Source organism: Paraburkholderia sp. GAS33 (assembly GCF_050436645.1).
Classification (GTDB): domain Bacteria; phylum Pseudomonadota; class Gammaproteobacteria; order Burkholderiales; family Burkholderiaceae; genus Paraburkholderia; species Paraburkholderia phenazinium_B.
On the sequence record NZ_JBNDMP010000009.1, the window covers coordinates 75,922 to 90,051 of the forward strand.

The window sequence follows — 14,130 nt, forward strand, 5'->3', positions numbered from 1 at the left end:
GGAGCGCTGTCCAAATCCTAACTAGTCGGCCAGACGTTCTTGAAGTCCATCTTCACCCTGATCGGCGTCTCGAAGTCCATGATCTTGCGAGCGCAGTCGACTTTTCCCCACCACCGATCTATTACATAGGTGTTGATCTGGTCGCGGTAGTGATACAGGTTGTTGCCGATTTTTTGATCGGCGTTTGCCGGGGCCAAGACGCAGATAAGGCCGAGGCCATAGATGGCGCTCTGCGGCAGGGTCATCGACTGATTTTTGAAGTCGATCAGAAACTGCTGATGACCGTCCGCAATTTGCACCGATACTCCGAAGCCATCGGGGAGTTCGTCTCCGTGGGCTAGGTTGCAACGAAATTTCTCGTAGACGATGTCAGCGAATTTGATCCCAATATTCCCCTTCGAATCTTTGAACGGGAATAGCGTTTCTTCCAAGTTCATCCCTCCAAACATTAGTTCGATGATATCCAAATGCTCATTGACGAACTTGCGATAACGCTCGCCAACTTTGTTGATGTTCGGGTAGGTTTTCTTAGCCGTGCCATCGACGGCCAAGCATGCGTGCAACATCGCTTGATCCAGCTCCTTTCGGTCGCTGGCGTCAATGGAAAGCTTTATATGCTCGGAAATCTTCAAGTCATCACCTCTGCCTATTCTCCGCTCGCCTTCTTCTCCTCTTGGATCACTGCGGCGAGGGTGTACAGTCCGTCATCATTCAACTTCTGCGCCAACCCCGGCGCCATAGCTCGCAGGGCCATGTTCACGTCGCGCGGCGTGACGTGCCCCGATGATCCGTTGTAAATCTTGAACACCGCATTGAAGGTATCGTACATCGCATCATCGTTGTCGGTCTGGCCGCGAGCTTCTACGATGTTCATGTATTGATATGCTTGGTCGCCGATAGGCGTCTTGTCACCCTTCATCTGCATTGCGGACATGGCCGTCGCAAGTTCTTTGGCGATCTTGATAGACGGCACGTGACCAATAGAATTTTGGATCGTCTGACAGACGGTCGCCTCGTCTTCATGCGAGAGCATATCAACATCTAGTGCGTCCATTTGATCCCAATTACAGGCCGTTAGGGTGGTGCGCTTGGGCGTGGCCGCTGTGTCATTGGTGCTGGAGTCGCAGGCGGAAAGTAGAGCGAGTGATGCGATGATCGCGCCGATCGTTCGGGCGTTTGATGTATTCACGGTGGTCTCTCGGGTCGGGCCTCTAACCGCAGGTCTGGCGGAAGCATACCAAGGATCGCCGCTCGCCCGCGCCCATATGCCCCCGTACGGCCCCCTTGATGCGCATGTAGCGCGATTGTCCTCTGTGCTGCCTGATTTCGTCTCGTTCTCCGCCTGAGAGCGGCAGTCAGCAGCGCAATGCCCATTCACCGCCGCGCCGTTTTAGCCTCGTCAGCCAGGACTATGAACTGCTTCAGCAGTTGAATCGGGTCAGCGCCGAGTATGGCCACCACGTCAAGAAATTCGACCATATCCAGTCGCCGTACACCGCTTTCGTACTTCGACACGAACGCCTGCGGTCGATTCAGTTGGTCCGCGACGTCCTGCTGCAGCAGACCTTTCTGCTTGCGCAGGTCGCCTAGCATCTTTGCCAGGACTTGATAGCGAGGTTCGTGGACTGGGTGTTGGGCCATGTGCGGCAAAATTCGTTATACGTATTTCGATTGTATCAGCCCCGACAGACGAACTTTGTTCGTGGCTTATACAAACATTCTAAATACATATATAGGATCAAGTGATCAATCGGTACGTACCGCACTTCGGATGTTCGCTCATGATATATTCGTTATACGTATACAGTATAAATGGTGGTCCGATGCTTCTTTCCGGCTGGTTTGTTTTCGCCGCGCTCGCGGCAATTTCCATCGTGCTCGACATGCGACGCCTAGCCGTGCATCTCGCCGGGTCGCGCTTGCTGGCGTGGGTCTTCTGCTGCGTTGTTCTGGGTCCGCTTGTTTGTCCCGTGTACCTGGTCGTTCGGTCGCGGACGAAACGGCGTTACGTTTGTGCGACGTGGCGTGCGGTTGGCGGCGATGACACGCCAGTCGAGGACCGTCGACAGCGGCTCGTTGCACTGCACGAGATCGGTATGGTTGGCGAGCCGATTTTCCGTCACTGTTCGCGCGTGCTCGATTCGATCCAGTAATGCCGCAGGCCTTATTTACTTCAGGTTGTCTGGTTCCGCAGAGAACTTAACGAGGGAAAAAAAGTTGAACAGACCACTTTTGAAATTTATAGCTGCTGCTATCTGGCTGACCAGCGTTTCGGTCAACGCACAAACTGTCTACGACGCTCGTAGTCAACTGATGAACTCGATAATCACGCAGTCCTGCGACCAGTTTGCCCAGTTGGGCAACGTCATTGCCCAAGCCAATGGTAAAGGCATTCGACGGGAGACAGTCAAGGCAAAGCTCGCACAAGCGCCAGATGCACAAGGGCAACCGCTTGGTAACAACCCTGACGCACTGAACCTGATGTATGCGATCACCGATGCTGTCTACGCACAGGGAGCAAAGACCAACGAGGCAGGCGAGGTTATCGGGCGTCAGGTGTGCACGCAGACCTTGACAGCCGACGAGTGATTTTCCCTTTCTCGTTCGTATGCCAGCAAGCTTTATTCAGCCAACAACAATTGGGGTACCGGAATGAAGGCAGCAGAGGTTGTGGCACGAACCATCGTTGAGCACCTACAGGAGGCGGGGCGTCCACCTGTCGCATGGATCAAGCGCACGGATGTCGCACACATCTCCGGCGTCCTGCCGTCCATTCTGGTTGAAGAAATCTGCAAGGAACTGGCAATGGCGTCTCTCATTTTCGCCGAGGTGCCCGGCGTGGGCTTCCTTCTGATCGATCCGACGAAATTCGTGGAGATGCAGACGCCAACGCTGTGTCTAACGCCATCGATTCACCAACGACGCGGCATCGTGCCGACGCCCGAATGAACGACTGGGCGTAAATCGGAGAGCACTATGCACAGAATTATCCAAGCGATTGCCTTCGCGGCGGAAAAGCATCGGGGGCAGAGGCGGAAAGACCGCGATGCGTCTCCTTACATCAATCATCCGATTGCACTTGCAAACGTCTTGGCGAACGAAGCAGGCATCGAGGATGAATCGGTCTTGGTCGCTGCAGTGCTGCATGACACTATCGAGGACACGGACACATCAGAAGAGGAGATGGCGCAGCTGTTCGGTCAGGCGGTAGTGGATATCGTCAACGAAGTGACGGACGATAAGTCGCTTCCGAAAGCTGAGCGGAAGCGCTTGCAGATCGAACGTGCGTCACAGGCTAGCAGAGAGGCCAAGCTGGTCAAGCTCGCGGACAAGATTTGCAATCTGCGCGATCTTGCGGGTAGCCCACCCGCCGATTGGTCCTTTGAGCGAAAACAAGAATATCTCCGTTGGGCTAAGGCAGTTGTGGACCAGATTCGCGGCGTGCATCCGACACTCGAACGATTGTTTGACGAGGCCTACCGGCTTGGTCTATTGCCATGAGCCAATATCTGCGTCGTTCCCCACGCAGCCTGGCTTGTCGATCCGACAACAAGCCGGAGCGATCCGTGAACTCTACTTACTTACGACGCTTCTTTCCGTCCGAAAGGCGAGCGCACATGGCAGCAACCCAATCTCTGACAAATTCACGATCAACATCCGGGAGGTCGTTGATAAGTAACGACACGTCGAGACCTGGATCGAGGGAGCGGCCAGCTCCGCCAGCCACAATAGTTTCCGGCAGCACGTTATATAGCGACGCAAGCTCAAAAAGACGGCTCAGCGGCGGCAGCGTATGGCCGCGTTCGAACCGGCTGATCGTCTCGGTATTGACGCCCAGTTTTTCTGAAACCTGTTCCTGGCTCATGCGCGCCGCCTTACGAGCCTGAGTCAACGCGTGGCCAATTCGTTTCGCATAAATTTCTTCCCGAACTGCAGCCCTCGCCATTCGACACCCCGTGTTGGACACCACAAAAAATCAGGGTCAATAGTCGTCTCGTACGGGAAGCTGCGTAACACCTTTAAATGTCGATATCAACTCTAAATGTTGCTCTCAAGGTGCCGTTAAAAAGGAAGACATACGGGAAGTCGAGAGCGCGGTTTGGAGGGCGATGACCACGCCTCCGACCTCCAGCAACCCTGCGAACCCAAAATAAACAACATCGCTTTCGAGGAATTTTATCTATGAAAAAACTCGCGATAGCAGTCACTCTATCTCTAACCGCCGTTGTAGCCGTCAGTAAACCGGCCACAGAAATTCCGTCGCTTGGTCGCGTCTATACCGTGGACGAGTTTGACCGAGACTTCGCTCTGCGTCAGCGTGTTCTCACCGCGTGCAACTCAAACCCCGGTCAGTTACGCAACGACCCGAACTGCGTAAACTCGTTGGCATCCCACCTTGGAAACGGCGCGGACGAAGACAGGCAATATCAAGTGCGGCGCGTCGCCGCTGCACAGGACATCGGCGTGATTATGGTTTCCCTTATGCTCTACCGGCTGGACAACGGGGCGTACCCAACCCAAAAACAAGGACTACGGGCACTAACTCAGAAACCAACGATCACGCCAATTCCCAGCAACTGGAAAGAAGGTGGATATCTTCAAAGTTTGCCGAATGACCCATTCGGTCATCCATACAAGTACCTTGATCCAGGCGTTCATGGAGATATTGACGTCTACAGTGTTGGAAGCGATCAGCTCGCGGGCGACGAAAGCGCGGTCATAGGATCGTGGCAACCGTGGGTACACAAGTACACCGAGGCTGTTATGAAACAGGCCCAAGGGTCCGCCCAATAACGATGTAGTTTGCGATTAATGCGACAGAGCGAAATTATTCGGAGACAGCTCGGCTTCCCCGCTCCACCGATACGCCACGAGTGGGGCGCCATTTCCCGCGCTGTAACCAGTTGATGATCTCAGCGTGAAGATTCGGATTTCTCTCAAACTCCTCAAGAAACGCCACGTGCTGACGGCGATTTTTTGCCCAACGTCGCCGTTGCGGGGGCGTAGATACCCGTCGCCATGATCTGGATCGCGCAAGTACCAAGCAACGGCATTCGTGGTTACCCATCACTCCCAGCGCACTCCCGGACTCGACCATTGGACGAACAATGTTCAACGTTTCGAGTTGAGCTGGACCTCGGTCGATGAAGTCGCCGACGAAGATTGCGGTTCGGTCAGGATGCCTCATTGCGCCGCCTCACTTTACGTAACCTAGACGGTTCAATAGCATCCTCGGTTTATCCGCGTGCCCGTGCACATCGCCGATGATGTCAAATTCTTTGGAGATTACCCATAAGTCGCCGCACCGCACTCTATACGCGGCATTTTTGAAGTCTTAATACAGATATCATGTGACCCGAGACGTTGAGAGTCGTTCGGTCCAAGCTAGGGAACCCCGCCCACATAAATGTTCCTGTGCGACGCTAAGCGGCCTAGGTCGAAATTCAACACGGCCGGCTCGGTCGGTGATAGTCGGAATATGTTGAATGGATCATCTTTTGAATCCTAGCTCATCACGCGCATTACAGGAGAATACAGATGCCTGTTCAGCCGCATAAAACGATGGCACAAAGCCATTGGTGGGTTCGCGACCCAGCTGAGCGGTTTTGGTTGGAGGCAACTGATAGGGCTGACATTGGAGCCGATCTGAGGGCGCCCGTCACTGACGCGAGCGGCCGCGATAACTGGCGCTATTCCTTGCTCAAGGAGGCACGGATTGGGGATGTCGTTCTGCACTACAACAAGAACCCCGCAGTCGGCGGCATAGTCGGCTGGTCGCGAATCGCTGCTCCTCCGCACGATGCACCCATAGTGTGGGCAGCACGGGGGACGTTCGCGCGCGCAAGAGGGGATGATCCAGTATCTCGACCTGGCTTTTTGATTCCACTATCAGACTTTCATCAACTGCCGCGCGCATTGACTCTTGAGGTATTGAGAAAGAGCGCACCAACTATGAGGCAGCTCGTAGACGACATGCACGCCCGCCACGGTCCGAAGACGTCACTATATTTTCCATTCGACGTGTCAGGCGTACGCGATTTGCGACTGCTACAGGGCTACGGCTTCAAGTTGCCGAAACACTTTCTGGACATGTTCTCCGAGCTGTCCAGCGTGCCGCGTGATGGGCCTCTCCCACTCGCGGCCGAAGACGCTGACACGAATGCCTTTGATCCTAGAGGGATTGATGACGCTCGCGAACGGGTAACACGCGGAATAAAGATTAGGCGTGGTCAAAAGAACTTTAGAGACGCGTTGCTGGCCGCCTATGATGGTCGCTGCGCAATCACGGGATGCGATATTCAGGACGTGCTAGAAGCGGCGCATATCACGCCCTACCTTGGTCCCGAGACTAATCACGTAACCAACGGGCTCTTACTGCGCACGGACCTTCATACGCTGCTTGACTGCCACTTGCTTGGAATCGAGCCCGCTACCAAGAGAGTGCTGTTGGCGCCGTCACTTCGTACCTCTGTGGATTATGGACATCTGCATGGACAATCCTTGAGGTGCGCGAGCCCGGTATCAGATTCTCCTAGCATTAAGGCGCTTGAAGCCGCCGCTCTCCGCTTAGCGTGGATGTCCGAGACGGTCGACGAGCAGCAGACAACTAGGCGTGGCCACGCGCGTGTGTCTTGACGCGTGGCCGGAGCGCTGATGCTGGAGAATCGGAGAGCGCGCCTAGCCGTCAGCAGTGCAGGTATTGTCCATACACTTCCCGCAGACGCTCGTTCAATTCGACTATCCGGTGCTGGGGATCGAGCTTTATCAGACCAGCATCATATGCGCGATGCAAATCAACGCGCAACGGGATGCCATCGAGCGCGCCGTTGTCGCCGTTCTCCCAACTCCGGTCCTTGAGGTGTGCCGCCTCAAGTAGCTCGGGGACTTCACACCCGGTGACGACACAGCGCGCGCGGTGGTGGGCAAAAACCGCCTTTCTGAATGCTTTCTGCTGCAGGCGCTGCTTTATCTCCGCCATTCGGTAGGCCGGTCCGTCACGTCGGTCCATGTGCGTATCGACGTAGCGATGGATAACCCGACCGCGGAGGTCTGGAAGAAGATCAGCCGGATCAAAGTAGGAATAGATCACAGCGCCGTTTTGCTTCAGGACCCCCTTTAGCCCCTGCTGTCGCTGATCGTCAAAGTTCAAATCCGTGATCTCAAAGCATTGCACATTGCCAACGATCAACGAATAGACACCGCCACCCTCCTCGCGCTCCTTAGCACCGAGGTAGTCTCCAAGCCATAGTCGATTGTGGCGCTCCACGAAGTGGATGGCGAAGCCTTCACCGGGCGATACGCCCGTCGGGCTACCAACCCAATAGCCGTCAAGCATGTCGCCGGGACGTCGCGCGCGAGGCCGATAGTTCGTCTCCGAATCTGGATGCTTGTTCTTTGTGATTACAGCTGGAGCGCCGAGTGACGCAAGAGTTGCGAACAGTTCATCGGCAGTGGTTGTGATCACGTCCATTCTATCCCCCGTCTGTTTGACGAAGGATATTACCTTTGTTTTGGATCGTACTCTGTCTTGGTACGTCGTCTGCCTGTTACGCAACTACGAGGACCCCAACGTTCACAAGTCGTTGGCTGCGGCCTTCCTGATGGTCGGATGGCACTCCATACTCTTTCGCGAGACCGCGTGCTGAAGCACCCGCCTCAAGCTTCAGTTTAATTTCGGCGCGTTGCGCGGCTGACAGCGATAATGGACGCCCGGAAATTTTGCCTTCTGCCCTGGCCCGTGCCAGACCGGCGCGCGTGCGCTCCACAAGTTGATCGCGCTCGAACTGAGCGAACGCCGCAAACATGCGCATCACGAGATCGCCTGCTGCACTTGTCACTTCCATAACCGGCAAGTCCAACACGATGACCGCGACTTTCATATCTCGCAGCATCGCGACCGTCGAATCAATGTCGCGCGCGTTCCGTCCGAGTCGATCCAGCTTTGTGACCACAAGCTTGTCGCCTTCGTCGAGTTTGCCGACCAGCTTGGCAAACACCGGGCGGTCCATAGCCGCGACCGTGCCGCTGATCGTCTCGGCGTACACGTGACGAACTGCGACCACGTAGCCCGCTTTCTCCGCCAACAAAACCTGATTCGCAGTCGTCTGTTCACTGGTGCTGACGCGAGCGTAAAGAAAAGTCTTGGACATGGCGAGCTCAGTGGAAAGATAACGTGGAAATAATATCATGCGGAAACAAATATAGAAACACGGACTTTATTTCCACATTTCCAGAGCGTTCTAACTCGGCAAGGAAACGACCGTTTATTTGCCGCTTTACTCCCGCCAAGCACACGTCGAGGTACGTCTACCGCTCAGGCACGTTTTCTGTCGCTTTCTTGCCGCTCGATTCAGGCGGCCCGAGCACGGATCGTTACGCCCGGCCTAGTTTATGCCGTGCTCAAACTCGCCCTCGGGTAACTAATACTTGAAAATCACGTGAAAATTGCGTATACCGCAACTGGTTAGACTAATGCGTAAAAAATAAAGATAACGGGAGACCTAAGTGACTTGCGAAGTCGCGGTGCTCAATCGCATGGCTGTTGCGCTGGCCGCAGATAGCGCTGTCACGTTCAGCGCATTTGCAGACGGCCAGCTGAAAAGAACCTATGCTTCGGGGGCAAACAAAATATTTCAGTTATCGACAATTGCTCCCGTGGGCGTGATGCTATTCAATAACGCCACGCTACAAGACGTGCCTTGGGAACTGATTATAAAAAGCTTCAGGACAAAACTTGGAACGAACGTAAAGAATTCCGTTCGTGAATATGCTGATGCGCTGTCCGAATTCGTGCGGACCAGCGCAGATTTGTTTCCGCCTGCTCACCGAGAGAAACACTTTAAGCAGCTTGCCGCTCGGTCAGTTTTCTACCTATTACTTAAAGCGCAAACGGAAAAGCCGGTGTTGGCGAGCGCGGGAGACCTCGCGTTGCAGCAAGCGGCCATTACCGATTTCTTTGCATCCGAGACAGCAGTCAACGCGGCCACGACGTTAAATCCGATTTTCGTCGACGCGGACATAGCTAACGCAAAGAACAGCCATGCTGGATGGCTAGCGCATGAAATTGCAACGTATTTGACGGACAGCCCTCAACTTCAACACTTGGCCGCCGTTATATCTGCTCAGGAGTTCGCCGAACTGGCGATAGATTCGCTTTATCGGTTCTATCACGTGCATTTCAACTCGAATCACACTGGTATCGTAGTCGCGGGCTTCGGCGACCATGATTTCTTTCCCCTCTATTCGGAACTCGGGTATTACGGCTTTCTGTTGGACCGACTAGTTGTGGAGCACGTCGCCTCAAAGGCGATCAACCACGACGTCGAAGCGGTAATTGAGGCGTTCGCGAAGAAATCGATGGTCGATACCTTTGTGTCGGGATTCGGCCCCGAGGTTTGGGCAACGGTAAATGGGCTGTTCCGAACACACGCAAGCCAGTTTGTCAACGGCCTCGCTCTTGCGCCGGCGATAGCAGCTACGGTACCCACGCTGCTCGCAACTGCCGAAGGAGAATTCGCAAAAGCCTGGTCGGATCAGATATGGCAAACGCACTATGGTCCACTGAAAAACGTCATTTCAGGGCTCCCGCCCAACGAGATGGCAGAACTGGCAGAGACATTAGTGATGCTAGAATCGTTAAAAGAGAAGGTGACCGAGCGTACACAGTCTGTAGGTGGGCCTGTGGACGTTGCAGTCATCACGAAGTCCGAAGGCTTAGTATGGATCAAGCGTAAGCATTACTTCAGCCCAGAGTTGAACCCTAGGTACTTTGCTCGCCAATCGCAAACACAGTGAGGTTTCAATGACTACGCGCAGTGTTCCAACCCCGCAAGAGTTGATCGAGCAGTTGCGCTCGACGCGTCGGAGTCCGTTCACATCTACGAAGGTAAGATCGGTCGACGCGCCGCCAGCGCAGGACTCGATTTCGTCGCAGGAAACATATGAACGTCTGCGGCAAGAGTTTGATGACAACACACGAGGCGGAGTGAGCCTGACGCGTCTCGCAACACGCTAGCATCACTAGGTGGGCTGGATCAAGGTACCCTCGACGTCCTTGAGCAAGCGCGCAAGTGCTTCCATGTGACAAAACGAGGCGCGAAGGGCCAATGTCCCTTCTTCGTACTCGCAAAATGCGTACGCGAATAGCAGCGTTGCGAACGCACCCGATTTCGCGACCATTTCGAACGCATCGATCCACGGCCCTGCGTGTGCGTGCAATATCGCCAGCCCTCCCTCCATCATACCGTCCTGCCGTCTCACGAAATGCAGATTCGGCGCAAGAACGTTCACATTCGGATGCGCGCCGAAGTCAATCGCTCGTTGATGTAAGCTTCGCGATATCGAGGCAGCGGTTTCGTCGTACAGCCTGAGCTTTTCCACTATCGCGCTGAAGCTGAATTCTCTGCCCCAGACGCGACGGGTTGTCTTGTGCGTTGGCTTCGCTCGCCACCTAGCGACTGCGTCCGGAAACACAAGCAAGTACCAACCGTACAAAGCTGACTCAACTACCGTCCGGCCTATCGCATACGCGCTCAATGCGTGCCCAGTCGATACCATCGATGCTGCGGCCAGAAATTGCGTCCGAGCCGTCGCGAACAGCAATGGCCCATCAATGTCCGGAAAGTCATCAAGACGAGACGCCAAGTAGATGGAAATCGATTCCAACTCGGCTGCGACGTCGTTCAGCACGCTATACCACTCGCGACGTTCCGAAAACAACCTATACCGGTTTTGCTGCCCGTGAACCTCGAAGGCAGATAAAGGATCATCTCCCCAGCCTTCCGGCACATCGAACGAACTTGTGACTCGTGAGTTCATTTTTCTATCCCCTTGGCGGCGCCTCCATCGCTGACCACTTCCCATTTAGCTAGTTGTATCATCGGTAATCGCTACTCCACTCGGACAAGCTCACAACTGCTTCAGGATGCCGTCCAAGGTCACTATCAAACGTGCTTGAAATTCCGCGAGGATTTCGGGCAAGCGCTCGTTGATCTTGTCTTCCCGCGAAAAGAACAGATTGCGGTTTCCAACCCGGTCAAACCTGCCCTCAGTCATATCCGGGAAAAGCAGAAACTTTTCTACAGCAACTCCGTTCTCGATCCGCTCGTACGCCTTTGGCATGTCGTCCAGAAGCCCGTCGTGGATCAAGTGATTGCGTAGTGTTTCAATGAATGTGATGAGCTCGCAGTCCTCAAACAGTGAGCCTGGCAGCTTGTTGAAGCTGACCCACTTACGCCCCCCGAACTGCTTGTTCGCGCTACGCATCTTCGGATACTTCGTGAAGTCTGTCGGCAACCCGTCTGTTTCCAATGCTAACTTGACCGTATAGTCGAGAAGGCTGTGCATGCGCACGAACGTGAACGTCAGTAAAGCGAAAAGCTTGGTCACAGTCGGCGACGTGTTGTACCGAATGCCATCATCTTGCAGGATTGGCGGAACGAACAGCGCCTCTGTATTCAGCGTTCGATAGAACTCACCAACCATCTGAATGAGCTCTTTCTGGCATTCCTGAATCGAGCTTATCAGTTTCTGGACGTCGTACAGGAAGAGAAAACGTTTGATCTCGGGGAAGTTTGCTGTAACGCAGATGACTTTCTCGAAGTCGGTCTTCGACAGGGTTGACTCGGAGTTCAATCCGGCTAGGCAAGCGAACTGAGGGACCCGTGGGAGTAATTCGTTGTAGGTGGCGTCATCGATGATGGCCCGCCTCAATGCCTCGTGGAGTCGGACGCAGATGCCTTCCACATCGTAGGACATGTCACCATGACTCAACCTCCATACCCCTTGGGGGTCGAAGTGGAGGAACGGGATACCATCTTGTCTCGGCTGCTCTGATGGGACTCCATTGAGGTTCAAATAGATCGTGTCAGGCATAGGACATTCGGCATCAAAGAAAAGCCCGTTGAGACTGTCGACTCAACGGGCTGGAATTGGTGGGGGCGCGTCAGCTCTTGACTACTGCAATCCGCTCTCGGTTATCCCTCGCTCTATCGGCCCGGCGCTTAATCCCCCATAGTGACGCGCACTCGGACTTCACAGCATTGAAGACGGTGAACAGGTTAGTTTTCATATAGACCTCTAGGCTGAAAGTGATTGAAACTTCAACGAACAACCGGAGAGAAAACACCAGGCCGCTTGCAAGGTCTTGAATTGAGGTAACGGTAGACAGCATTACTGCCAAGTCTTTGCCAGTTCCAGTATACCGCTAACAATGGCCTGAGTCCCGCAGAACTAAGCGGGCGTGAGGGACCGCCGATCCAGCTAGGGGTACACCCAGTCACGTCAAGCCTGTTGCCAGCAAGCCTGTAAGTATGCAGGCGGGGACTGAGGGCACGTTCGCGCTTAGACGTGTCATTGCGCAAGGCGTTGCCGAGATTAAGCTGCCATGTCATTTATGTCGTGAGGTCAGTCGGCATCGAAGACGACTATTTTGTCCTTCTAGACCAGTCGACGCTACGCCTGTGTCATGCGCTACATGCCACGACACGCCCGTTGAAGAAGTAGCGCGAAAACGCGCAAATCTTCGGAAAAGCAGTCTCGTCGCCCACGCTGTCCGCAAGAGTGGCCCGCTCGTTTGCTCCGCCCGCCGAACGTAGAGGCACTTGCGCGAAGGACTGCGATCGCGCTACGATTGCTTCCGGAAGGCCCGATGCCATCGCTGATCGCATCGAATAGCGCCGACCATCAAAGAAACCCTCGATGCCGCGTTCTAGCGGCATATGAAACTGCAGTCGCCGAACCTCGCCCTCCCGGCGAGGAGAAGTCGTTCGTCCAACGCATCGACAGTCGCATCCGACGACCAACGTTTTTCACAAAGTCCCGTTCTTCCGCAAAGCGATTTGCGCGATTGCGCTCGTCCGGGCGCCGAAAAGCGCTTACTTTTAACAGGAAAATTATGCCTAAGCACCCGTCCCTTCCCGAAGGCACTTGCGTTGACGATTACGCCGGATGGGAATCTTGGAACTATCGCGAATGGGCGTGGCAGTATCTGCGTCGAAACGAAAATTTCCAGAAGGCCTGCCGCGATTTGTCCGAAAGCTCTCAGCATCTATCCGACAAAAAAGAAGATATTGCGAAATTTTATTTCTTAAAAAAATTTAAGGATTTTTCCGAACAGACACTAAAGCACAACGAAGGATTCTCAGCGATTGTGGCGAAATCAAAAAAACCTACTGATACGGACGATTTAAATTTCGAATTTGAACTCAAGTATCACGAAATTGCTTTTGTTTTCGATTTACGAGTTGCCCTTCATTCGAACGACGGAATCAAGGCACAACTCGAAATTCTGAAGTCGATTTTAGAACGCAGGGTCGAATCATTGAAGAAAATCGTTGCTGATTGGAAAGTTAGACCAAGCCCTAAAGTACCTCGCGAAACCCATCTTCACCGGTTACGTGTTTTTGATTTGCATTACACCGGGATGTCCTGGAAACAAATTGCAAGCATCCCGGACATTGGCGACAAAAATATTCCGATCGAAGACATGATCGAGCGCTTGCGCAAAGACCGTGAAGCCGCACTCGATTTGGTCAACTTCGGCTATATCGCGCTCGTGACGTCCACGCGAAGTAGAGAAAAAATGCCCCTCATCTCGCCACCGCAGCAGCACAATCAACACTAACGCGTACTCCTGTGTGGAGGAAATTGAGGTCGAAATTTCCTCCGCTTTCGCAAGCAAGTATGTTTCCCGTTAACGCCAAGCCTGAGTATTGCTGATAAATATCGGAAGAAAAATATCTTTAGAAAACCTCCGACTCGGCCAGTCGTCTCAATAAAACTAACGATTTAGCCAGAAAATTTGGCAAACCTTCTCCACCGGAAAGCAATTTTTCGAGAAAAGTCTCCGCGACAAGCAAATATTCAAACTGCAAAATCAAGGCCCTCTAACATCAATTTGAGGTCTACATGCCAAACCCTGATAACCAAAAAATAAAATTCTTGCGCCGACATGAAGTCGAAAAAATGACGGGACTGTCTCGCTCCCAAATTTATGCTCTTATTGAAGCAGATGAATTCCCCCGGCAGGTGCAGTTAAGCGCGAACAGTGTCGCCTGGCTTGATACCGAAATAGAGCGGTGGATGGATGAACGTATTCGTTTGCGCGATAACCACAACTAAGCCAACGCA

General features: G+C 53.7%; 17 protein-coding genes and 1 pseudogene. 9 read left to right on the forward strand and 9 right to left on the reverse strand.

Going from position 1 to position 14,130, the window contains the following annotated elements:
- Positions 1 to 17 precede the first annotated feature (17 nt).
- The 3 genes from P3T24_RS25365 to P3T24_RS25375 form a co-directional block, all read right to left on the reverse strand.
- Positions 18 to 632, reverse strand: coding sequence for a hypothetical protein (locus P3T24_RS25365; RefSeq protein ID WP_429438982.1), 615 nt, complete (start codon positions 630 to 632; stop codon positions 18 to 20).
- Between the two features lie 14 nt (positions 633 to 646).
- Entirely contained in the window at positions 647 to 1,189 is a 543-nt protein-coding gene (locus tag P3T24_RS25370; RefSeq protein WP_429438985.1) for a hypothetical protein, read from the reverse strand.
- Positions 1,190 to 1,374: 185 nt separating this feature from the next.
- Positions 1,375 to 1,641, reverse strand: a complete 267-nt coding sequence (locus P3T24_RS25375; RefSeq protein ID WP_429438987.1) for a helix-turn-helix domain-containing protein — start codon at positions 1,639 to 1,641, stop codon at positions 1,375 to 1,377.
- A 182-nt stretch (positions 1,642 to 1,823) separates the two neighbouring features.
- On the opposite strand from P3T24_RS25375, the gene P3T24_RS25380 reads away from it, so the two are divergent.
- The 4 genes from P3T24_RS25380 to P3T24_RS25395 all read left to right on the forward strand — a co-directional run bounded on the left by P3T24_RS25380 (position 1,824) and on the right by P3T24_RS25395 (position 3,501).
- Entirely contained in the window at positions 1,824 to 2,153 is a 330-nt protein-coding gene (locus P3T24_RS25380) for a hypothetical protein (RefSeq protein ID WP_429438990.1), read from the forward strand.
- A 64-nt stretch (positions 2,154 to 2,217) separates the two neighbouring features.
- Positions 2,218 to 2,589 carry a hypothetical protein gene (locus P3T24_RS25385; protein WP_429438993.1) on the forward strand — a complete coding sequence of 124 codons (372 nt, stop codon included), beginning with the start codon at positions 2,218 to 2,220 and terminating at the stop codon, positions 2,587 to 2,589.
- A gap of 81 nt (positions 2,590 to 2,670) precedes the next feature.
- Positions 2,671 to 2,949, forward strand: coding sequence for a hypothetical protein (locus P3T24_RS25390; protein WP_429438995.1), 279 nt, complete (start codon positions 2,671 to 2,673; stop codon positions 2,947 to 2,949).
- Positions 2,950 to 2,976: 27 nt separating this feature from the next.
- On the forward strand, positions 2,977 to 3,501 hold the full coding sequence (locus P3T24_RS25395; protein ID WP_429438998.1) for an HD domain-containing protein: 525 nt from the start codon (positions 2,977 to 2,979) through the stop codon (positions 3,499 to 3,501).
- A gap of 76 nt (positions 3,502 to 3,577) precedes the next feature.
- On the opposite strand, the gene P3T24_RS25400 is transcribed toward P3T24_RS25395, so the two are convergent.
- Positions 3,578 to 3,946, reverse strand: a complete 369-nt coding sequence (locus P3T24_RS25400; protein ID WP_429439001.1) for a helix-turn-helix transcriptional regulator — start codon at positions 3,944 to 3,946, stop codon at positions 3,578 to 3,580.
- A 473-nt stretch (positions 3,947 to 4,419) separates the two neighbouring features.
- On the opposite strand from P3T24_RS25400, the pseudogene gspG reads away from it, so the two are divergent.
- Positions 4,420 to 4,734: pseudogene (gene gspG, locus P3T24_RS25405) on the forward strand (type II secretion system major pseudopilin GspG); the annotation flags it as partial.
- Between the two features lie 94 nt (positions 4,735 to 4,828).
- Here the strand turns inward: gspG and P3T24_RS25410 are convergent.
- Entirely contained in the window at positions 4,829 to 5,188 is a 360-nt protein-coding gene (locus P3T24_RS25410) for a metallophosphoesterase (RefSeq protein WP_429439004.1), read from the reverse strand.
- Between the two features lie 902 nt (positions 5,189 to 6,090).
- Here P3T24_RS25410 and P3T24_RS25415 point away from each other — a divergent pair.
- Entirely contained in the window at positions 6,091 to 6,636 is a 546-nt protein-coding gene (locus P3T24_RS25415; protein ID WP_429439391.1) for an HNH endonuclease, read from the forward strand.
- Between the two features lie 49 nt (positions 6,637 to 6,685).
- On the opposite strand, the gene P3T24_RS25420 is transcribed toward P3T24_RS25415, so the two are convergent.
- Both P3T24_RS25420 and P3T24_RS25425 read right to left on the reverse strand, forming a co-directional pair.
- Complete coding sequence (locus P3T24_RS25420; protein WP_429439007.1) at positions 6,686 to 7,471, reverse strand: HNH endonuclease; 786 nt, start codon at positions 7,469 to 7,471, stop codon at positions 6,686 to 6,688.
- A gap of 76 nt (positions 7,472 to 7,547) precedes the next feature.
- Positions 7,548 to 8,150 (reverse strand): recombinase family protein, encoded by a 603-nt coding sequence (locus P3T24_RS25425; protein WP_429439009.1) that lies wholly within the window; start codon positions 8,148 to 8,150, stop codon positions 7,548 to 7,550.
- A gap of 355 nt (positions 8,151 to 8,505) precedes the next feature.
- Here P3T24_RS25425 and P3T24_RS25430 point away from each other — a divergent pair, with 355 nt between their 5' ends.
- Positions 8,506 to 9,795, forward strand: a complete 1,290-nt coding sequence (locus P3T24_RS25430; RefSeq protein ID WP_429439012.1) for a hypothetical protein — start codon at positions 8,506 to 8,508, stop codon at positions 9,793 to 9,795.
- 225 nt (positions 9,796 to 10,020) lie between these two features.
- Here P3T24_RS25430 and P3T24_RS25435 read toward each other — a convergent pair whose 3' ends face one another.
- Together P3T24_RS25435 and P3T24_RS25440 are read right to left on the reverse strand one after the other, a co-directional pair.
- Positions 10,021 to 10,689 (reverse strand): hypothetical protein, encoded by a 669-nt coding sequence (locus P3T24_RS25435; protein WP_429439015.1) that lies wholly within the window; start codon positions 10,687 to 10,689, stop codon positions 10,021 to 10,023.
- 219 nt (positions 10,690 to 10,908) lie between these two features.
- Positions 10,909 to 11,874, reverse strand: a complete 966-nt coding sequence (locus P3T24_RS25440) for a hypothetical protein (protein ID WP_429439018.1) — start codon at positions 11,872 to 11,874, stop codon at positions 10,909 to 10,911.
- Positions 11,875 to 12,649: 775 nt separating this feature from the next.
- Here P3T24_RS25440 and P3T24_RS25445 point away from each other — a divergent pair.
- Together P3T24_RS25445 and P3T24_RS25450 are read left to right on the forward strand one after the other, a co-directional pair.
- On the forward strand, positions 12,650 to 13,624 hold the full coding sequence (locus P3T24_RS25445) for a transcriptional regulator domain-containing protein (RefSeq protein WP_429439020.1): 975 nt from the start codon (positions 12,650 to 12,652) through the stop codon (positions 13,622 to 13,624).
- Between the two features lie 284 nt (positions 13,625 to 13,908).
- Complete coding sequence (locus tag P3T24_RS25450; RefSeq protein ID WP_429439023.1) at positions 13,909 to 14,121, forward strand: helix-turn-helix transcriptional regulator; 213 nt, start codon at positions 13,909 to 13,911, stop codon at positions 14,119 to 14,121.
- Positions 14,122 to 14,130: the final 9 nt, after the last annotated feature.

Excerpts from the sequence above, each read along its gene's own strand:
- P3T24_RS25380 (WP_429438990.1), top strand. The coding sequence starts at position 1,824 with ATGCTTCTTTCCGGCTGGTTTGTTTTCGCCGCGCTCGCGGCAATTTCC.
- P3T24_RS25425 (WP_429439009.1), bottom strand. The coding sequence starts at position 8,150 with ATGTCCAAGACTTTTCTTTACGCTCGCGTCAGCACCAGTGAACAGACG.
- P3T24_RS25445 (WP_429439020.1), top strand. The coding sequence starts at position 12,650 with ATGCCATCGCTGATCGCATCGAATAGCGCCGACCATCAAAGAAACCCT.
- P3T24_RS25450 (WP_429439023.1), top strand. The coding sequence starts at position 13,909 with ATGCCAAACCCTGATAACCAAAAAATAAAATTCTTGCGCCGACATGAA.
- P3T24_RS25420 (WP_429439007.1), bottom strand. The coding sequence starts at position 7,471 with ATGGACGTGATCACAACCACTGCCGATGAACTGTTCGCAACTCTTGCG.
- P3T24_RS25395 (WP_429438998.1), top strand. The coding sequence starts at position 2,977 with ATGCACAGAATTATCCAAGCGATTGCCTTCGCGGCGGAAAAGCATCGG.
- P3T24_RS25400 (WP_429439001.1), bottom strand. The coding sequence starts at position 3,946 with ATGGCGAGGGCTGCAGTTCGGGAAGAAATTTATGCGAAACGAATTGGC.
- P3T24_RS25415 (WP_429439391.1), top strand. The coding sequence starts at position 6,091 with ATGTTCTCCGAGCTGTCCAGCGTGCCGCGTGATGGGCCTCTCCCACTC.
- P3T24_RS25410 (WP_429439004.1), bottom strand. The coding sequence starts at position 5,188 with ATGAGGCATCCTGACCGAACCGCAATCTTCGTCGGCGACTTCATCGAC.
- P3T24_RS25440 (WP_429439018.1), bottom strand. The coding sequence starts at position 11,874 with ATGCCTGACACGATCTATTTGAACCTCAATGGAGTCCCATCAGAGCAG.
- P3T24_RS25375 (WP_429438987.1), bottom strand. The coding sequence starts at position 1,641 with ATGGCCCAACACCCAGTCCACGAACCTCGCTATCAAGTCCTGGCAAAG.